Origin of the sequence: Halobacterium sp. CBA1126, from assembly GCF_009741975.1 — an archaeon.
Classification (GTDB): Archaea; Halobacteriota; Halobacteria; order Halobacteriales; family Halobacteriaceae; genus Halobacterium.
On sequence record NZ_WPCF01000025.1, the window covers coordinates 13,996 to 30,760 of the forward strand.

Below are 16,765 nucleotides of genomic sequence, written 5' to 3' on the forward strand. Positions count from 1 at the left end.
ACGTAGAGGCAGATTTTCCGGTAGCAACGTCCTGTAGATTCAGGTCTGTTCTCCGCCTGCCTCCTTTATTTATGTCTGCTACTACGACACCAGCCGCAGGTACAGCCTCAGATTCCGTCGAACAATCTGCATCATCTCTGTGGGTCCCCCCAGCTAAGCGACCGCCGACGGGGGCTGAAGAAACTCGCGCTCGAAAACAAACGCTCAACGTCAGTAACGAGACCGCAATCGGATATGACAAAAAGACCGACTTCTACAATCCAAAGTTCATCTCATATCAAAAGAAACGGCACTATGAGAAACTCGACCAACATAACCGGGATAACTTCTGGAAGTACCGAGAGGAAGTTGACGTTTCCCAGGACTATGACCGGCAACTAAAGCTGAAGACTGCGCTGGGAATCGCTTCGCAACTCAGTCTATCCGATTACCACACGCAGGAAGTTGTTGACCGACTGTTCAAGATTGATGGTCGTCGGTTCGGCCAACGAACTGAGGCCGTCGTGTTCTGTCTTTGTGCGGTCGTGCTTAACGAAGATGCAGAAGACCGGTATGGCGAACCAAAAGTCTACCATCCGTCTCGGTCCGACCCGAAGAACGACCATGAGTTCGTCCGCGTGAAAGACCAACTTATGAACGCATTTGGCACCATCACGGAATCACGGATACACAGCATCTACGCAAAGCTCACGCAGGGGCAGCCGCCGACGAAGAGTGACGACATGACGCAGCAGTTCATCGCCAGGAATAGTACCGTTCAACGACACCCATCGTTTACTCCTGACTACGCACTTCCTCAGCCAGCTGGAGAAGCCTGACCGACACCCCCTATATAAACCCTATCACACTATTACTAATGTGGAGGTACGGAGAGAACCCTCGACAGTTTGAATTTGCTCATTCAAATGCATAGAGGTGTTTTAGGACGTGGTACTTGCGTTGCAGTAGTTCACTCCAGCAAAGGAGCTACACAGCAACCAAAAGACGCTCTATGAATTGGAATACGGAGTGAGTTAGAACAGGGAAACACGCAAGGCAATCGTCCGAGTGTTATTAGGGGAGGCTTTATCATACGGATTCAGGGTGTTATAGAAGGAACTGTTCTATGACACCCTCGGGGGAGCCTGCTACTCTATCTTTCCCCGAATGACGACGACGCCGGAAGTATCTCCTCTCGATGCGCCGATTCTCGTAAGCCCACCCCGTTGGTGTTCCCCGTGGACACCAGCGGGAGTTGTTGCGTTTTGTAGAACGCAACGGGGAACGAGAGAATTATAAATAGTCTCACAGCAGAGAAAGGATATGGGTCTGTTCGACGAAGGGCTGAAACCTTGCCCCAATTGCGGCGAATTCACTTCGAGCAGTTATTCACAGAGATTAGACACACTAAAGTGACACTCTGAGGGCGAGGGTCAGAGACTCGCTACGATAAACCACCGGAAGGCGAATCATCTTTAATCCATATACTTGATGTAGTAAAATACATTACTTGACCGAGAAATGTGTGGGAATCAAATAAAGTTAAATAATCTTATCTATTTCTTGTTTCAACGATTCGTATGCCTCTACTGCTTCATCAATATCGTCACTACCCGTGATGATGACCTTCCCACTTCCAAAAACAAGTAGAACACAATCAAATTCATCTGGTCGATATACGAGCCCGGGGAATTGTTCAGGCTCGAATTCAGCATTTTCCAAACCGAGCTGGACGACTAACGCATCAAGCTCAACAGTATAGCCAAGAGTACCAACAAAAACGAGATTATTAATTCTAAATGAAGGGGCGAGAGTATCTTCGATTATTCCTAATTCTCTAATGACTTCGAGGAACTCTTCATTCGTTCTATAGAGCTTCTCAAATTCTTTCCCACCCCGAACGATGTATTTCCCACTTCGGTACAGAATCACCAATCCAGAGTCTTCCTCCACTTTCAGAAATGCTGACCCTGTTCCTTCTTCGTATTTTGCTTCGTGAACATCTACGTCTTTGGTGACCTGCGCTAAATCTAGTTCGAGACCTAAGTCACCAGAACCAACGATATTCACGACTTCGAGGGGGGATTCTTCGACTGATGTTTCCGGAGTCATATTTTCACCATCCACGCGGGTCGGAACCTCGTTAGTACGTGTGTAACGCGGCCCCTGGCATAAAATAACCTTGAAAGACCGACCCCAAATGGAAGCGGTAAAGCGAAAACCCTGTAGGAGCAACCAAGAGTAAACGAATGACTGACGAAGACCTCTCTGATTTCTTGGACTCGGATGGTCTCCCAAACAACACAGAAGACGTCGATATTGGGAACTACCACGAAGGGAATGACCTGAACGACCTGACCGGGAAGGAGTGGATAAAGTTCACAAAGAGCTGGAAAATATATCGCCCTCGGTCACGTGGTCAGAGTGAGAAAGACCACCCCGCAAAGTTTCCGGAAGAGTTAGTTGAGGATTTTGTCGGATTTTTCACGCAAGAAGACGATTGGGTTTTAGACCCGTTTATGGGGACGGGTTCTACTCTGGTCGGCTGTCGTTCGATGGGACGGAATGCAGTCGGTATTGAGCTGACAGAAAAGTATGCAGATGTTGCTAAAGACAGAGCACGCCAACAAAGCCTGAATCCCGTCCAGTTAGAAGTGATGAATGAGGACTGCCGAGATGCACTATCTAACTTAGAGCGGAAATTCGATTACTGCCTCACTTCGCCGCCATACTGGAATATGTTGAAAAAGTCACGCGGTGGCGTTGAGTCAGAACATAAGAAGAGGGAGAACGAGGGTCTTGATACGAAGTATTCCGACTCCAAGAGAGACTTGGGGAATATTGACGATTATGAGGAATTCCTCGATGAGCTGGAAAAGATTTTTCTGGACGTATATGATGTCCTGAAGAACGAAGGCTATCTTACCGTAGTCATACAGAATATCAGGACAGAAGACGGTGAAATGAAGCCTTTGGCGTGGGACTTAGCTTCTCGATTGGGCGAAACTTACGTGTTAAAGCAGGAGAAGCTTTGGTTGCAGGACGACAAGCCCCTCGGGATTTGGGGATACCCGTCGGAGTATGTCTCGAACGTGGCCCACCACTATTGCCTGATATTTAAGAAAGTCGAGTAAGCAGTAACGGGACATGGAATTGAACCGGCTCTCCGAGGAACGACGCGAACTCTATGACCCCGCTGTTCGCAACCAACTGATTATCGCAGGAGCCGGCTCCGGGAAGACCTACACGTTGGTCAATACGGTAGCGGAACGAATCCGGGAGGGCATAATCGACCCTCTTGCAGATGACCAGCAAGTCACAATCTTCACTTTTACCGAAAATGCCGCTGAAGAACTCGTTGTTCGGCTCTCACAACAGCTGGAACGAGATGAGGAGATTCTAAATGAGATGTACGTTGGAACGATTCACGGGTGGTGCAATCAGTATCTAGACCAGAACGCAAATCTGGCGAATACAAAAATCCTCGATGAGCTGGAACGGAGTCAGTTGATTCAGCGTATATATGGATTGTTAGAACTGGACGACGTCTATGAGACCGATTCTTTCCACCGACAAATAGAACTCTTTGAGAATGATTTGGGAATATATTATAACGAGAATATAACTTTAGATTCTCAGGAGATACCTGAGGAGATAGAACCCGCACTGCGTCGGTATGTTGATTTCATCGAAGAACAGCGGCTAATCGATTTTGGGTCTCTGATTCGTCGTGCTATACGTACAATCAGAGAGCGGAAAGATGACACCCAATACCATCTGTTCGTGGACGAGTATCAAGACGTAAATCCCGCACAAGTCGAACTGTTCCAAGCGCTCACCGACGCCACAGGTGACGGGACGGTCTTCGCTGTAGGTGACCCAAGACAAGCGATTTATCAGTGGCGAGGAGGCGATATCAACCGAATTCTTGAGTTCGACGAAGACTTCGAGGACGTTGAAGCCTACACAATAACTACGAACAGACGGTCAAGGCCCGGCATCGTGAACTTCTCAAACAGCATCTACCGCGATATGGAATTTTCTTCTGTGGATTTAGGAGATATGAGCGCACACGAAACGAGAATCGACAATCAAGTTTCCGTATTGGGTGATACGGCTTCACAAGACCACGCAAAACAGGTGGCTGAGGAGATACGCCGACTGCACAATTCTGAAGATGTTCCCTACGAAGATATGGCCGTTCTGATGCGGTCAGTAACCAGTAGCTACGGAGGGGAACTGATGGACGTTCTTGAGGAGCGCGAAATTCCGTTCCACTCTCCCAATCGGAATTCTGGTACAGAGTTTGTATCGGACGTAGTATTCTCAATCATAGAATTAGTCGAAACCGTAGAGGACACCCACGATAGAAACTTCCAGACCCAACAGGAGCAACGAGAAGTACAAGAGCGAATCCAAGAACTCTGCTCCACTATTCAGCCATACTGTGGTGATGTCACAACGACGGATATCCACGTAGCAGTTGCAGATTGGTTTGAACTACTAACAGAAGGTGGGCCAGAGTACGATAACGAACAGTACAATTTCAGACAACAATTCTATGATTTCTGTGATAAAGTAGGAATCGAAATCGAGCCCGAGAATACCGCTCTACAAGAAGGATTCGCCAGTGTCACGCAGATAATGAAGTCGATAGAGGAAGTTTATCGACGACGGTTCCAAGGTCGGGCAAACGTCCGGTCGAGCCCCTTCACGGTCTTCACTCGAAACCTCAAGTGGCACTTGGAGAATAGGCTTGAAAGGTGGGCAGAAACTGGATTGGGCCTCCAGAATCGAGACGCAGTTACAGTCTCCACGGTACACGCCGCGAAAGGATTGGAGTGGCCGGTTGTGTTCGTGCCACATCTGACCAAGAATCGTTTTCCCGTAAGGAACCAACCACACGCAACAAGCTTCTCCGACGATATTGCCGAACGATATAGTACCAGAACAGAAGACGAAAAACGACTCTGGTACGTCGCGGCGACACGAGCAAGAGACAGGTTATACTTCTATGCCCGTGACGACGACCGGATAGGGCCTTTCGCGTACCAATCTACTCTCGACTCGATTGACCGTGTCGCGGAGATAAGCAACCAACTTCCGCAGAATCTCTCAGAGATAGACTCTCCGGAGGATGACCCGGAATACATCCACACGGGAGTGTCTTCGTTCCTGCTTCTCTTGGAATGCCCGTACCACTTCCATATGCGGCATAGTGTCGGAGTAAATCCGCCCGTGGGCAAGCAATTTGGTGCTGGTAACGTCCTCCACCGGACAATTGAGCGAGCTGTTGATGATGAAGAGGCGGGTCTTGAGGAGATTACCCGAGAAGAGGTGTATCTGCCATTAGCGGACTATGGGGACGAGATGCGGATGCAAAATGCAATTCGCGCAAACGTCGAGAATCTAATCGAGAGTGGCGGAATTGAGGGAGTTAATTTCTCAGAGACACCGTTTACGATTCAGATTGAGAATCTAGTCGTATCTGGAATCGTGGACGCAATTCAGGAGTCTAATGGACAGAAAGGAGTGGTTGATTGGAAATCCTCAGTCCATGAGGAATTCAGTCAGCGTTATCAGAACCAAATTCAGCTCTACGCATTAGCACTGAGACGTTTGGGAACTGATGTACAGACGGGGTTAATCGCAGACCTCAGCAAAGACAATCCAACAGAGGAGGGGATTCCAGTTGATGTATCCACGGACTCGACGACAGAACTATTGAGAGAAGCAAGTGAACGAATGCAGAATCTCAAGCAGAGAGGGCCTTATACGACGCCGTCTGAACGGTCGTGTTCAATATGCGATATTAGTGATGTCTGTCCGGATAGCGAAGTGAATGAAACTTAAGTGCCATCTCCTAATTCACAGTAACTATGGAGAAGTTCTCGGACGCCTCTCAAATCCTGACCACGGAAATGAGAGAATCGGACTTAGAGAAGGCAATCCAATACGCTACTATCAGTCTCCCGTGGACGTTTGACCGGATGCAATACGGGATTAAGTCCCAACGGGTCGTCAACGACCGGATAATGAATATTCTAAAAGGCGTCCTGAATCAGAGTATATTGAAACGGGCGCTGGAAGACCGAGGATATGAGTGCGGCACGGACTGGTCGAATTACAGAGAGTCGGACATCTTCGACTTCGAGATTAACGACCGCCTCTACGACGTGAAGACGACCCACGTCTATTCCGAGTATGGTGACTCCGATTCACAGTACGGCGGTAGTCGGGAACCGATTTCGCCAGAGCTAATAGAAGAGTATCGGGCAAACGAGGGGCCAGAGTGGAAGACCTTCCTCCCGATGATTGTTCCGTTCACCCAACTGGAGGGCTCCAGAAAGAAGGACGCATTCATCTTCGGAATTGCTGAAACTGAGAAGGACATTCGCCGTACTGAACCGGAAGAAGGCGAGGATGGATTTTGGGTTGCCGCCCCATATAACGAAGGAAAGAACAGAGGGACACACTTCTTCCACACGGAGAACGCTATCCGTGCTCGGGAAGAGAAAGGGCAAGGTTTCAATATAGAGTTCCAGTGGGACAGTAAACAAACCACGCTTGGGGGAGATGACGATAAAGAAATCGAGATAACCCTATTCGGGGAATGGGATGGAGAGCGGCGCGAGGAGACGTTCACCCTCCGCAAACACGGGAATTACACGTCCGATACTGAGTTTTCGTCGTTCTCTATGGCGAGAGTAAAGAATGCAGGTGTTCTCGATGAGCCTGACGAAATCACGGTTACTCCCCACTCTAACTACGATGGCGAAATTCCCAAACCCACAAATCCGAATATCGACCTCGACAACGACGATTTAGAGTGGGTTCTGAAGCACGACAGCTTCGTAAATCTCCAAATGCCCTCCGAATACTCGGTGATGTGGGTCGGATATACCCCACAGGAAGAGTTCTTTGAGGATTTCCAGCAGTACAAAGCGTGGTTCAATCCGAAAGAGGATATCACTAAGAACGAACCTGCTCGTGCGACTGAAAGTGTAAAAAAAGGAGTTCCGGCGACTCGACAAGAAGCGCCAAAACCTAATTGACGAAGGAGACGAGGTTTCCCGGCCTGAATTAATGTCCTTCGTCACCGATGACGAAGAGATTGATGCAGGCATCTTACACGCGGCATATAACCCAAGCGGACCTCTTGGAGCGGCTAGCTACTACTACCCACCTTACACCTTCCGTGAGAAGGCGCTCTACGTTCTTCCCAAAGACCTCTATACGATGGATAGCATCCCGAAGAACGGCGAATAACTTCTCTCAGGATTTTAGAATACGTCGCTTTGTCTGAGGAGTCTAGTTGCCTATATTTCGTCGCGCAGGATGGAACGGAAGTAGTGTTCCATCCTGATTTGCACCCACGTATTCACGTCATAGTTGTTTGTGCTGGCCGCTCGATGACACCCTTCGCAGTGGGAAGCGTCCCATTCCGACCAATCCGAAAGCGATTCTGCCGCCTCCTCAAAGGTGTCCCCTTTGAACACTTCCACGGTGGATTGGTTCGGGACATAATGGCGATGCTTAACGCTCGGAGGCACAAATCCGTCGTCCGGATTCGGTTTGAAACGCTTGTTGATACCGAAGTCACCGAACGCAGAAGCCCCTATATCCTCTGCGAGGTGGGGGCTTTGGTTGTTGGGTCGCTCGTTGTACGCATCGAAAGCGTTCAACACAGCCGTTGTGGGAGTCTCGAACACCTCCGAGAGGTATTCCAAGTCCTCAAGGAGTGGGTCAGTAATTGAGTTGTCTCCTATGTCGAATAGGAGAATATCTTCATGCCGTACTTCGGTTCCCAGCTCTTCAAGCGTATCTCTCTGAAGGCCTGTGAGTAACTCCGATGGACGGCGAAGGATTAGTCGAACTGCGAGACGGTTAAAGTCCTCTCGAAGGTCTCGGTACATCGAGAGGTGTTCCGAGTAGTCAACCGGACTGTTTGACCCGGAGACAACAGGGACGTACTTTGAATCGACCTTACGCTGATAGAACTCAGCGATACTTCCGTAATTTTCGATGAGTTCTGAAACTGGCTCTTGGTATTTGTTTTCCTGCTCGCTGAGGTATCGGGGCAGTTCAATCATCACCGCCTCCCCGACCTCCCTGTATGCTCGCAGGGCGTTCAGGTCGTCTTCATCTGTGACCTCAACCAGCGGTAGCATCTTGAGCTCTTCAGCGGGATACTCTGAGAACGAGTCTTGCCGAAGTCGCTAAACTGCTTTCCGCTCGTTAATGTCGTTTCGGAGGATGGGGATGTACGTATCAGGCATTATGCTCAGTCTCCGGGTGGTTTTCAAACGGAGACAGGCGAAATAACGGGTTATGGAATATTATGTTTTTCCCCTGTTACCTTCGAAGAAGTACGAAGACGACGTGAAAACCTACTCAGGGAGTTCCTTCCGTTCGGCTCTCACGCACGGCCAGCAGGGGAAGTTGTCGCCGAGACTGTCGCAGTCACACTTCCCCGGATTCTCCGCATAGAAGGCAGGAGATTCCTCCACTGTTTCCTCCGTGATTGCGCCGCCGTCAGCGCGGAGTTTGTCTTCCAGCGTTTGCGTAGTGGTTTCGCCGGTGTCCTCCGCGGGAGTCGCGTACTCGACAGCGGCTTGTAGAACGACAGGGCCGCCGACTGACGCGAGTGCAACTTTGTGCTTGCAGTCGTAGTCCTCTCGGTGCTGGTCGGCCTTACAGCCACACTCAGCCGGTACAGGGATACCGGCTCCCTCCTCGATGCCAACGATGTAGGAATGGTCGGCTTTCTCGTGTCCCCACGAGGCGTTCGTCACTTCGACTTGGTGTGGGCTGACGACTGTGAACTCGTAGGACTCCCATCCCACGCGCTTCGCGGTTTTCGCACCGAAGTTCAACTGTTCGACAGCGGTACGCTTTTCTTCCGTAGTGGTGTTAGATTTCATCGCTTCGTGTCCAGCGAAGCGCGGTCGTGTGCGCCAACACACGGCCATTTCTGCGATGGCGTGCCGCGCTTCCTACTCACAAGTATATGCCCCACGCACTTAGTAGTTAGCATATCTGCTAACCTTAGGAGATATGCAGACTTAACACGCGAGCGCACAAAGACCACGTATGGCGAAAACCCGCGCACTACTGACCGACACCGAACGCGAACAGATAGCCGGAGAACACGGCGACGACCGCAAATATCAGGCCGCTTCCCGAATCCGGCGACGCATCGACGAAGAACTCACGACCGACGTCGAAGTCCTACAAGAACAGCACCCACAGCTGCTTGAGGAACTCCGAGACGTGGTATGTAGCCAGCCCAGTGAACAACCCGAGGATTCGAACGCATAGAGTGCCAGCGGGCTACAACACCCTCTATGCATTTGAACAGACGGCCAGAACATTAGACGGCGCACGCGAGCGTAAGATAAGTGGCTTCGTCTGCGAAATTTCTCACTGAGAGCTGCGTTTCTACCACGTAGTATCACAGTGAATCAACCGATAAGCAGACCTGCAACTTTCACTTTCACTACGCTTTGCGGATACTTATTGTCACTGCAACTGTAGTAACTCATCACGGATGACCCGGATGAGCAACTACGGATTAGACGTGCGCTTTTGGGATGTGTCGCACGGGAGTGCCGCATACATGCGAGCAGGGAACAAGGACGTAGTTTTGGACTGTGGTGCCAACGAAGACCCGGAGTTTTCACCCCTCAAGTGGCTCAATACCTCGTATTATGGGATGAACTCCATCGACTTCCTCATCATCAGTCATCCCCACCAAGACCACATCGAAGACCTCGATATGATGAAAGAATTGGGGTTGGAGCCGTCCATCCTGCAACGTCCGAAGCAAGCGACCGAGTTGGTGGAAGAAAACCTCGAAGAAGCCCGAGAACGAGAGAAGGAAGACTACATCGAGGACGCGGAGTACTACCTAAACGTATTAGACGAGTATGACGGCGACCCTGACGTCCTCCCCTCAAATCCCGCTTGGTCGAATGAGGGCGAAACGGCGAGTGCCCATCGTGCTGATGGGGGAATTCCTGACCGTGGTGTTACATTCCACCATTTCGGCGCAAACGAACAAATCGGGAGTGACAACTACCAGAATTTGAATAACTTAAGTCGAGTAACGCTCGTCAACTGCCACGGGTTTCGGATGGTCGCGATGGGCGACCTCCTCCAAGGCGGAATTGACGAAATCAAGGATGACAACGACGCGATGAGCGCTATCGAAGACGTCGAAGTGTTGGTCGCCCCCCACCACGGTCGTGACAGTAGTTTCGACCGCGACCTCGTGAGCCATATCAACCCGGACTTGGTAGTTTTCTCGGACAAGACCGCAGAGCATACTGTCAGCGATAAATACGGGCAAGAGGCCAACGGAGCCTCCGTCTATTACGAGGATACAGAGGAATGGAAGGAGCGCAAAGTCGTTTCAACGAATGCAGACGGGCGGATTAGACTACAAGCGAACAACGAAACGGACTGGAGAGCGCTCGTCTATGGGGGTAACTACGCTTCCAGTAAGGCTTCCTCGACTCGCTATCAGAAAGCAGACTAAGTAGGATGGGGGTTGCACGAACGTTCCGCGCGCTGGAACTGTACGACATACTCGGGAATCTCATCCCGGGCAGTACGTTCCTGTTGATGCTGGCAGTCATCTTCGAGGTCGAAGCATATCTGACCCTCCCCAAGGCAACCGTCACTATCGGTGTTTTCCTAATTGTGGCATTTGTTCTCGGCCACGTCGTTCAGGCTGTGGCCAGTAAATTGGAGGGAAAACCCACCCTCTTCGGTAAGGTAATCCGTGCGTCCAAGGGGGAGATGGTGGAAGATGTACCAATACCAATCACAGACGTTGAAGAAGCGATATGGCCGATGTTGAAGCACAAGTTTGGCCTTTCAGACGACTTCGACAACTATGGCGAGATGTTCCGGCTGTTACTAAGTTATATCGAGACAACCCCTGCAACTCGGGCGCTGCGGTTTCAGGCTCTCCACTCATTCCACCGCAGTATGTGGGCAGTATGGTATCTCGTAATTTGTAGTGTCGTAATTGCCGCCGTTCTGAAAGGAGGAGAGGTAGTTGCGGTCCAATCGTGGTCAGTTCTCGGCCTAACAAGTATTGTCGCACTTATTGGCATTCAGGTCTTCAAGTGGCGGAAGAACAAATTCAATCGTCTCTTCATTCAGTACGCCGTCGTTGACTTCTACTCTGACCAAATTGAGGAGTATAAACACCTGAACCGTCCTGCCAAGTGAAGACATGTACTTGCCGACGCGAGAATTCTCCGCACCCACTACCAACCACCTCCGGAAACGGCGATTACAACTTGCCTGAGCTGCCATCAGAGACCAGTCTAAGAGTATGCCAGGACTGGGAGCATGGACGGTCGTAACAGCACCCCTCATCCCTCTCATGGAGTTCCCCACCATACCACCGGGGAATCATCACATAACATTTGAGGGGCGTGACCCGCCTGCTTTTGGCGCGTGCGGAGGGGAGTAATCGCGGTTAAATCCTAATCTTCGCTCCCGGAATCACTGAACAACTCCTCAGCAGACTCGGGATGGAGTTCTTCAAATGAATCTACATCAGGGTTAAGCCAAACAGGAAATTCGGATGCACAGGGGCCACAGAGTACGTGAGATTCTTCCTCTCGGCTGTTCCCAACTTCAACGTCGTCAGGGTGTGGGTGGTCAGTAACGTGAACTACCCGATAGTGCTCTTCAATATCAAACTCATCTTCACAGCGTGCACACGTCTTGGTGTGAGGTTCTACCATCCAAATATGGGAGGCGGTGAACCGGGATAACACCCTGGATAGTATCTCGAAGGCTTTGATGCAAGCATTATGACAGACGACTGAATGAGTAGTCCGGTTAGGAAGTCTGAGGTTACGCCTACGTAGGCCGCTTTTATGCTGTGATTTAGTGTTAAGACTGCATTCGTGCATAATGCAGCCCCGGGGATACATCGGTACTTTAAAACAACTGTTTAGTGTAAAGACCAGATAGAGTCAGAAAAGGCGAACAACCGGCACCACTCGCCGGTAGTGGCACTGTGAGCGCCGAAGGCGCGACCTGAGCCTTCCAAGCTCATGGCCCGGGTTCAAATCCCGGTCGGTGCACTCCCGCCGGTCGTTTCCGACCGATGTCTCGTTCGCTGCGCTCACGGGACTCCCGGTCGGTGCACTTCTGTCGAGCGAAGCGAGGCGAAGTGCAGAGTGATCCGAAGCCCGTCAGCCGTCAGTCCGAGACGGCGACGACGGAGAGCGTCTCGTCGAGTTCGACCCACGCTTCGTCGCCGTCGATGGTCGTCGTCAGTCTGGCGCGCGGCGGGTCCACCGAGCGGAACTCCACGTCGGTGTTCGTCCGGTCGAACCGCGCCTTGATGTGCGAGAGCTCGTTGAACTCGTACTGGAGCGCGAGCCCGTGGTCGTAACAGAGCGCGACGACGCGCGGGTGGTACTTCGCGAGGACGCCGAGCGTCGCTCGCGTCGTTCGCTTGCAGACGGTACACCGGAATCGCGCGACGCCGCGCGAGCGGTGCCCGCACTCCTCACAGCGTCCGTCGGCGTCGTGGTCGCGACAGACGGCGAGTTCGCGTTCGACCTGCCCGGTGCAGGTGGGGCAGACGCCCTCTATCATGCTGAAGATCGTCTGGAAGGTGTTGACCCACGCCGCCGCGTAAATCTCCTCTGGCGACCGCCCCTCCAGTCCAGCGGGGTCGAGCGAGAACTTCGCGAGGTGGCCGGAGTGGTCGTCGTCGCCGTCGCCGTTCCAGAGGCCCTCGCACTCGGTGCAGGAGACGTAGACCTGCCCGCGCTCGTACTGTACTTCGACTGCGGCGCCGCAGAGCGTACACGAGATGTCGACTCGCGTGGGTTCGAGTTCGGGGGCCTCGATGCCGGTGCCCGCAATCACCGACCGGACGAGCTTCCGGCCGGCGTTGGTGAGGCGGTAGCCGTCGTCGACCGACTCGACGAAGTGGCCGTCGAGGCGGTCGAGGTGGTAGTTGAACTGGCCGCTGTCGGCGGTGCCGACCCGCGACTGCAGGTCAGGAAGCGGACGGCGTCGTCGTCGCCGAACGGGTCGGCGTGCTCCCAGAGCGCCACGAGGATGGCGAGCCGCGTCTCGTCGCTCAGCAGTTCGAACGCCTCGGTGGCCTGAGTCCCCGCGGCGGGCGCGTCGAGCGGCGACTCCGACTCGCGGGGTTTCATGGCCGACGCCCGTCGGGTGAGTCGGGCGCTTCGTTGGTGTTCATGGGTCCGACTGCGACCGCCACCCGCTTAACGGTGTTCTGAAACGCGTTTCTGTAAGTCCGGGGAGACGAACCGCCGACCCACGCTCGCGGCTCGCTGAACTGCGGGTGCCCTACTGTGGCGCTCGGGCGCCGCGTTCGACCCCGGAGAACTCGAAGCGCGCGCCGCCGTCGTCGCTGGTGGCCGCCTCGACCGTCCAGCCGTGGGCGTTCGCGATTTTGCGGACGATGTAGAGCCCGAAGCCCGTCCCGTCGTCTTCGGTGGTGTAGCCGCGCTCGAAGAGGTCCTCGTGGCCGTCCCCGGGGAGGCCGGGGCCGTCGTCCTTGACCGCGAACCCGTCCTCGGTCGGGACGACGCGGACGGCGACTCCCGCGCCGGCGTGGTCCAGCGAGTTCCGGAAGAGGTTCTCCAGCAGTTGGCTGAGGCGGTCGCGGTCCGCGACGACGCTGCCGAGGCGTCGGCGAGCGTCAGGTCGGCCGCCTCGGCGTCGACGACGTCCCACGACGCGGCGGCGGCCTCGGCGAGGTCGACCGGTTCGGTCTCGCCGATCTCCTCGCCCTCCCGGGCGAGGTAGAGGACGTCGCTGATGATGCGCTCCATGCGGTCGAGGGCGTCGCTCGCGCGGTCGAAGTGCTCGGGGTCGCCGTCTTCTCGCGCGAGGTCGAGGAACCCGCGGGCGACGTTCAGCGGGCTGCGGAGGTCGTGGCTGACCATCGACGCGAACTCCTCGAGGCGCTCGTTCTGCCGGCGGAGGCGCTCGGTGGCGCGGCGCTGCTCGATCTCGTAGCTCGCCCACCGCGACAGCAGCTCGACGAACGTGCGCTCGGTCTCCGAGAACGGCTCCTCGCGGGGGTCGGTGTCCGCGAAGCAGAACGTGCCGTAGGTCTCCCCGTCGACGACGATCTCGGCGCCGGCGTAGCAGCCGAGGCCGAAGCGCTCGAACGCGGGGTCGTCGCTCCACCCCTCCGCGGCGGCGTTCTGGACGGTGGCGAGCTCGTCGCTGGTGATGGTCCGGCGGCAGTACGCCTCCGACAGCGGGCAGGACTCGCCGGGCTGGAGCATCGGGTGGTCGCCGCGGGACTGGACGACGAGCTGGGTGTCGTCGTCGATCTCGGTGACGAAGCCGTACGGGACGTCGAGGAGGTCGCGGCCGAGGTCGAGGAGGTCCCGGAGCTTGGCCTCGAAGTCGGCGTCGCGGTCCGCCGTGATGCGGTACATCTCCCGGAGGGCGTTCTGCTCGGTCTGGAGCGCTTCCTCGAGGCGGGTGCGCTCGGTGACGTCCCGGAGCACGGAGAGGTGTTCGCCGGGGACGATGTCGGCGGTGGCGGCGTACTCGACGAGGCGCCGCTCGCCGTCCGGGCGGACGAGCGGGAACGAGCCGACGTCGGTGGCGTCGGCCTCGAACTCCGCCCACGCGGCGTCGAAGTCGTAGTCGTCGGGCGCGAAGTCGGCGACGTGGCTGCCGAGGAGCGCCTCGCGGGTGACGCCGAACAGCTCGCAGGCGCTCTCGTTGGCGTCGACGTAGCGGCCGTCGTCGTCGGCGACGACCATCGCGTCCATGGCTTCCTCGAACGCCGCGCTGTAGCGGGCTTGCGTTGGGTCGCGGGCGTGTGTGCGGTCGCGGACGTCGTCCGCGGCGGCGTCGTGGACGACGGCGACGACGCCGCGCTGGTCGCCCCACGGAATCGCGCGGCTCGCGACGGTGGCGGCGAACGACTCGCCGTCGAGCGAGCGCAGCGTCGCCCAACTGGTGTCGAAGCCGGCGTCGGCCTCGAAGGCGGCGGCAGCGCGGCCGGCGCGAGGGCCGAGACCGGCTGGCCGACGAGGTCGCTCGGCACGTCGACGCCGAAGCAGTCGGCGGCGGCGCCGTTGGCGTACGCGAACTCGCCGTCCACGGCGACGAGCACCGCGTCCGGGGCGGCGTCGAGGGCGACCCGGACGCGGGCCGCGTCCTCGGCGTCGGCGCGAGTGGCGCGCGTGCGCTCGACGGCAGAGCGGACGCGGCGAGCGAGTTCCGGGCCGGGGTCGGCGGGCGCGTCCACGGCGACGTAGTCGGTCGCGCCCGCGGCGACGGCGTCGCTGGCGACGTCCTCGGTGCCGTCGGCCGCGAGGAGGACGAACGGGAGGTCGGGGTGGCTCGCGCGGAGCGCTTCGAGGAACGTGACGCCGTCGACGGCCGCCATCTCCCACCGGCTGACGACGCAGTCGACGGCGCCGTCGGTGACGGCGTCGAGTGCGTCGGCGACAGTCGTCGACGTCCGCGCCGCGACGTCCGGGTCGGCGCGTTCGAGGTGGGCGGCGACGGCGTCGGCGCGGGCGGCGTCGTCGTCCACGACCAACACCGCGAGTTGGGGGGCGTCGTCCATCGGGTAGTTCTCCGCACAGAGGGCTCCAGCGCCCTTGAGGCTACCGGGACGTGTCGTTCGCGCGACCGGAACGCGGGGCTACTGGAACATCCGCATCGGCCGGGCCTGCGTGGACTCGTCCTCCTCGGCCTCCTGCATGCGCTCGGCGAGGCGCTTCTTCTGCTCGCGGATCTGTTCGGCTTCCTCGACGAGGTCCTCGGTCGGCACGTCGACGCCGGCGAGCGGTTCGATGGCGGCGTCGAGGAGGCGCTTGGCCGCCGCTGGGTCGGGGAACTGGGCGTCGGACTCGACGACGAGGCCGACGGCGTCGAGGCCGTGCTCGGCGGCGCGGTTGATGAGCGCGCCCGTCGGCCCGCTGACGAGGCCGCGCTCCGGCGGCGTGTCGATGTCGTGGGCGTCGAGGCGCTCGGCGCCGTCCCCGCTGCCGATGCCGAACACGTCGGGGAGCGTCGAGTGGTCGAGGTCCTGCACCGGGAGGCCGCTGAGGTACAGCGGCGTGGCGTTGGTGTCCTCGAGCCACTCCGTGATGCAGTCGGCGAACTCGCCGCCGCCGTCCCGGGCCAGCGGCACGTCCGACTGGAGCGCGAGCAGGTCCCGGGACTCGTCGGCGTACAGCCGCACGGGCGGGAAGACCTCGCGCCTGTCGGCCTCGTAGACGGAGACGCGGGGGATGTTCTGGCAGTCGACGCTCGCGACGTACGTCATGTCGAAGGTGTCGACGAGGTGGTCGGTCGCGATCTTGCCGACGAGGCCGACGCCCGGCAGCCCTTCGACGAGCGTCGGCGAGTCGAGGTCGAACTCCGTTTTGACGCGAATGCTCGCCATGCGCGAACCGACGCCCGGAGGCGGCTTAAAGACGGGGGCGGCCGGCGGCGAGCGTAACCCACAAGCGCCCGTCCGGTCTACGCGAGTGTAATGGACGCGCTCTCGCGATACGAGCCGATAATCGAGGACTTCGACGCGTTCCTCGAGGCCTGCGAACGCCACCTCCCCACGACGGTCCGGGTCAACTCGATCAAGGCGACCCGGGACCGCGTGGTCGACGCCCTCGAAGCCGAGGGCGTTCGACGTCTACGGCCGCGACTGGAACAGCGACGTGCTGGGCGTCGCCACCGGCAAACCGGGGAACACGTGGCCCTACGTCCACGGCTGGATTCACGGCCAGGAGGAAGTGTC

16 protein-coding genes, 1 tRNA gene and 3 pseudogenes are annotated in these 16,765 nt (G+C 56.3%); 10 read left to right on the forward strand and 10 right to left on the reverse strand.

Annotated features, from left to right (window positions below):
- The first annotated feature begins 71 nt into the window (after positions 1–71).
- The gene (locus GJ634_RS05395) at positions 72–818 is read left to right on the forward strand and encodes a hypothetical protein (RefSeq protein ID WP_157500942.1); all 747 of its coding nucleotides are present in this window, start codon (positions 72–74) and stop codon (positions 816–818) included.
- 703 nt (positions 819–1,521) lie between these two features.
- Here the strand turns inward: GJ634_RS05395 and GJ634_RS05400 are convergent.
- Entirely contained in the window at positions 1,522–2,106 is a 585-nt protein-coding gene (locus GJ634_RS05400) for a TATA-box-binding protein (RefSeq protein ID WP_157500944.1), read from the reverse strand.
- Between the two features lie 122 nt (positions 2,107–2,228).
- Here GJ634_RS05400 and GJ634_RS05405 point away from each other — a divergent pair, with 122 nt between their 5' ends.
- Genes GJ634_RS05405 through GJ634_RS05420 form a run of 4 tightly spaced genes read left to right on the forward strand, consistent with a single transcriptional unit; the run spans position 2,229 to position 7,248 of the window.
- A complete protein-coding gene (locus GJ634_RS05405) occupies positions 2,229–3,113 on the forward strand; it encodes a DNA methyltransferase (protein ID WP_157500947.1) in 885 nt (294 codons plus the stop codon).
- A gap of 13 nt (positions 3,114–3,126) precedes the next feature.
- Positions 3,127–5,832 carry an ATP-dependent DNA helicase gene (locus GJ634_RS05410; protein WP_157500949.1) on the forward strand — a complete coding sequence of 902 codons (2,706 nt, stop codon included), beginning with the start codon at positions 3,127–3,129 and terminating at the stop codon, positions 5,830–5,832.
- Positions 5,833–5,858: 26 nt separating this feature from the next.
- Positions 5,859–7,034: a hypothetical protein gene (locus tag GJ634_RS05415; RefSeq protein ID WP_157500951.1), complete on the forward strand. Its 1,176-nt coding sequence runs from the start codon at positions 5,859–5,861 to the stop codon at positions 7,032–7,034.
- 31 nt (positions 7,035–7,065) lie between these two features.
- A complete protein-coding gene (locus tag GJ634_RS05420) occupies positions 7,066–7,248 on the forward strand; it encodes a hypothetical protein (RefSeq protein WP_157500953.1) in 183 nt (60 codons plus the stop codon).
- Between the two features lie 50 nt (positions 7,249–7,298).
- Here the strand turns inward: GJ634_RS05420 and GJ634_RS05425 are convergent, their stop codons facing one another.
- Both GJ634_RS05425 and GJ634_RS05430 read right to left on the reverse strand, forming a co-directional pair.
- Entirely contained in the window at positions 7,299–8,150 is an 852-nt protein-coding gene (locus GJ634_RS05425) for a hypothetical protein (RefSeq protein WP_157500955.1), read from the reverse strand.
- 219 nt (positions 8,151–8,369) lie between these two features.
- Positions 8,370–8,825 (reverse strand): SWIM zinc finger family protein, encoded by a 456-nt coding sequence (locus GJ634_RS05430; RefSeq protein WP_331714004.1) that lies wholly within the window; start codon positions 8,823–8,825, stop codon positions 8,370–8,372.
- A 247-nt stretch (positions 8,826–9,072) separates the two neighbouring features.
- Between GJ634_RS05430 and GJ634_RS05435 the strand changes: the two genes are divergently transcribed.
- The 3 genes from GJ634_RS05435 (at position 9,073) to GJ634_RS05445 (ending at position 11,220) form a co-directional block, all read left to right on the forward strand.
- Entirely contained in the window at positions 9,073–9,300 is a 228-nt protein-coding gene (locus GJ634_RS05435) for a hypothetical protein (RefSeq protein WP_157500959.1), read from the forward strand.
- A 298-nt stretch (positions 9,301–9,598) separates the two neighbouring features.
- Positions 9,599–10,519: a hypothetical protein gene (locus GJ634_RS05440; protein WP_157500961.1), complete on the forward strand. Its 921-nt coding sequence runs from the start codon at positions 9,599–9,601 to the stop codon at positions 10,517–10,519.
- A 5-nt stretch (positions 10,520–10,524) separates the two neighbouring features.
- Positions 10,525–11,220, forward strand: coding sequence for a hypothetical protein (locus tag GJ634_RS05445; protein WP_157500963.1), 696 nt, complete (start codon positions 10,525–10,527; stop codon positions 11,218–11,220).
- 260 nt (positions 11,221–11,480) lie between these two features.
- On the opposite strand, the gene GJ634_RS05450 is transcribed toward GJ634_RS05445, so the two are convergent.
- Positions 11,481–11,744 carry a hypothetical protein gene (locus GJ634_RS05450; protein WP_157500964.1) on the reverse strand — a complete coding sequence of 88 codons (264 nt, stop codon included), beginning with the start codon at positions 11,742–11,744 and terminating at the stop codon, positions 11,481–11,483.
- A 282-nt stretch (positions 11,745–12,026) separates the two neighbouring features.
- Here GJ634_RS05450 and GJ634_RS05455 point away from each other — a divergent pair.
- A tRNA-OTHER gene (locus GJ634_RS05455) sits at positions 12,027–12,089 on the forward strand.
- A 118-nt stretch (positions 12,090–12,207) separates the two neighbouring features.
- Here GJ634_RS05455 and GJ634_RS05460 read toward each other — a convergent pair.
- The 6 genes and pseudogenes from GJ634_RS05460 to GJ634_RS05475 form a co-directional block, all read right to left on the reverse strand.
- On the reverse strand, positions 12,208–12,885 hold the full coding sequence (locus GJ634_RS05460; RefSeq protein WP_157500966.1) for a hypothetical protein: 678 nt from the start codon (positions 12,883–12,885) through the stop codon (positions 12,208–12,210).
- On the reverse strand, positions 12,882–13,181 hold the full coding sequence (locus GJ634_RS05465; RefSeq protein ID WP_157500968.1) for a hypothetical protein: 300 nt from the start codon (positions 13,179–13,181) through the stop codon (positions 12,882–12,884). Before GJ634_RS05465 ends, GJ634_RS05460 begins: the two co-directional genes overlap by 4 nt.
- Positions 13,182–13,335: 154 nt before the next feature.
- Entirely contained in the window at positions 13,336–13,725 is a 390-nt protein-coding gene (locus GJ634_RS16900) for a sensor histidine kinase (RefSeq protein WP_394350874.1), read from the reverse strand.
- A 110-nt stretch (positions 13,726–13,835) separates the two neighbouring features.
- A pseudogene (locus GJ634_RS16905) lies at positions 13,836–14,783 on the reverse strand (PAS domain S-box protein); the annotation flags it as partial.
- Between the two features lie 311 nt (positions 14,784–15,094).
- Positions 15,095–15,589: pseudogene (locus tag GJ634_RS16910) on the reverse strand (response regulator); the annotation flags it as partial.
- Positions 15,590–15,667: 78 nt separating this feature from the next.
- Positions 15,668–16,414: a proteasome assembly chaperone family protein gene (locus GJ634_RS05475; protein WP_157500970.1), complete on the reverse strand. Its 747-nt coding sequence runs from the start codon at positions 16,412–16,414 to the stop codon at positions 15,668–15,670.
- A gap of 90 nt (positions 16,415–16,504) precedes the next feature.
- Between GJ634_RS05475 and GJ634_RS15950 the strand changes: the two are divergent.
- A pseudogene (locus tag GJ634_RS15950) lies at positions 16,505–16,765 on the forward strand (hypothetical protein); the annotation flags it as partial.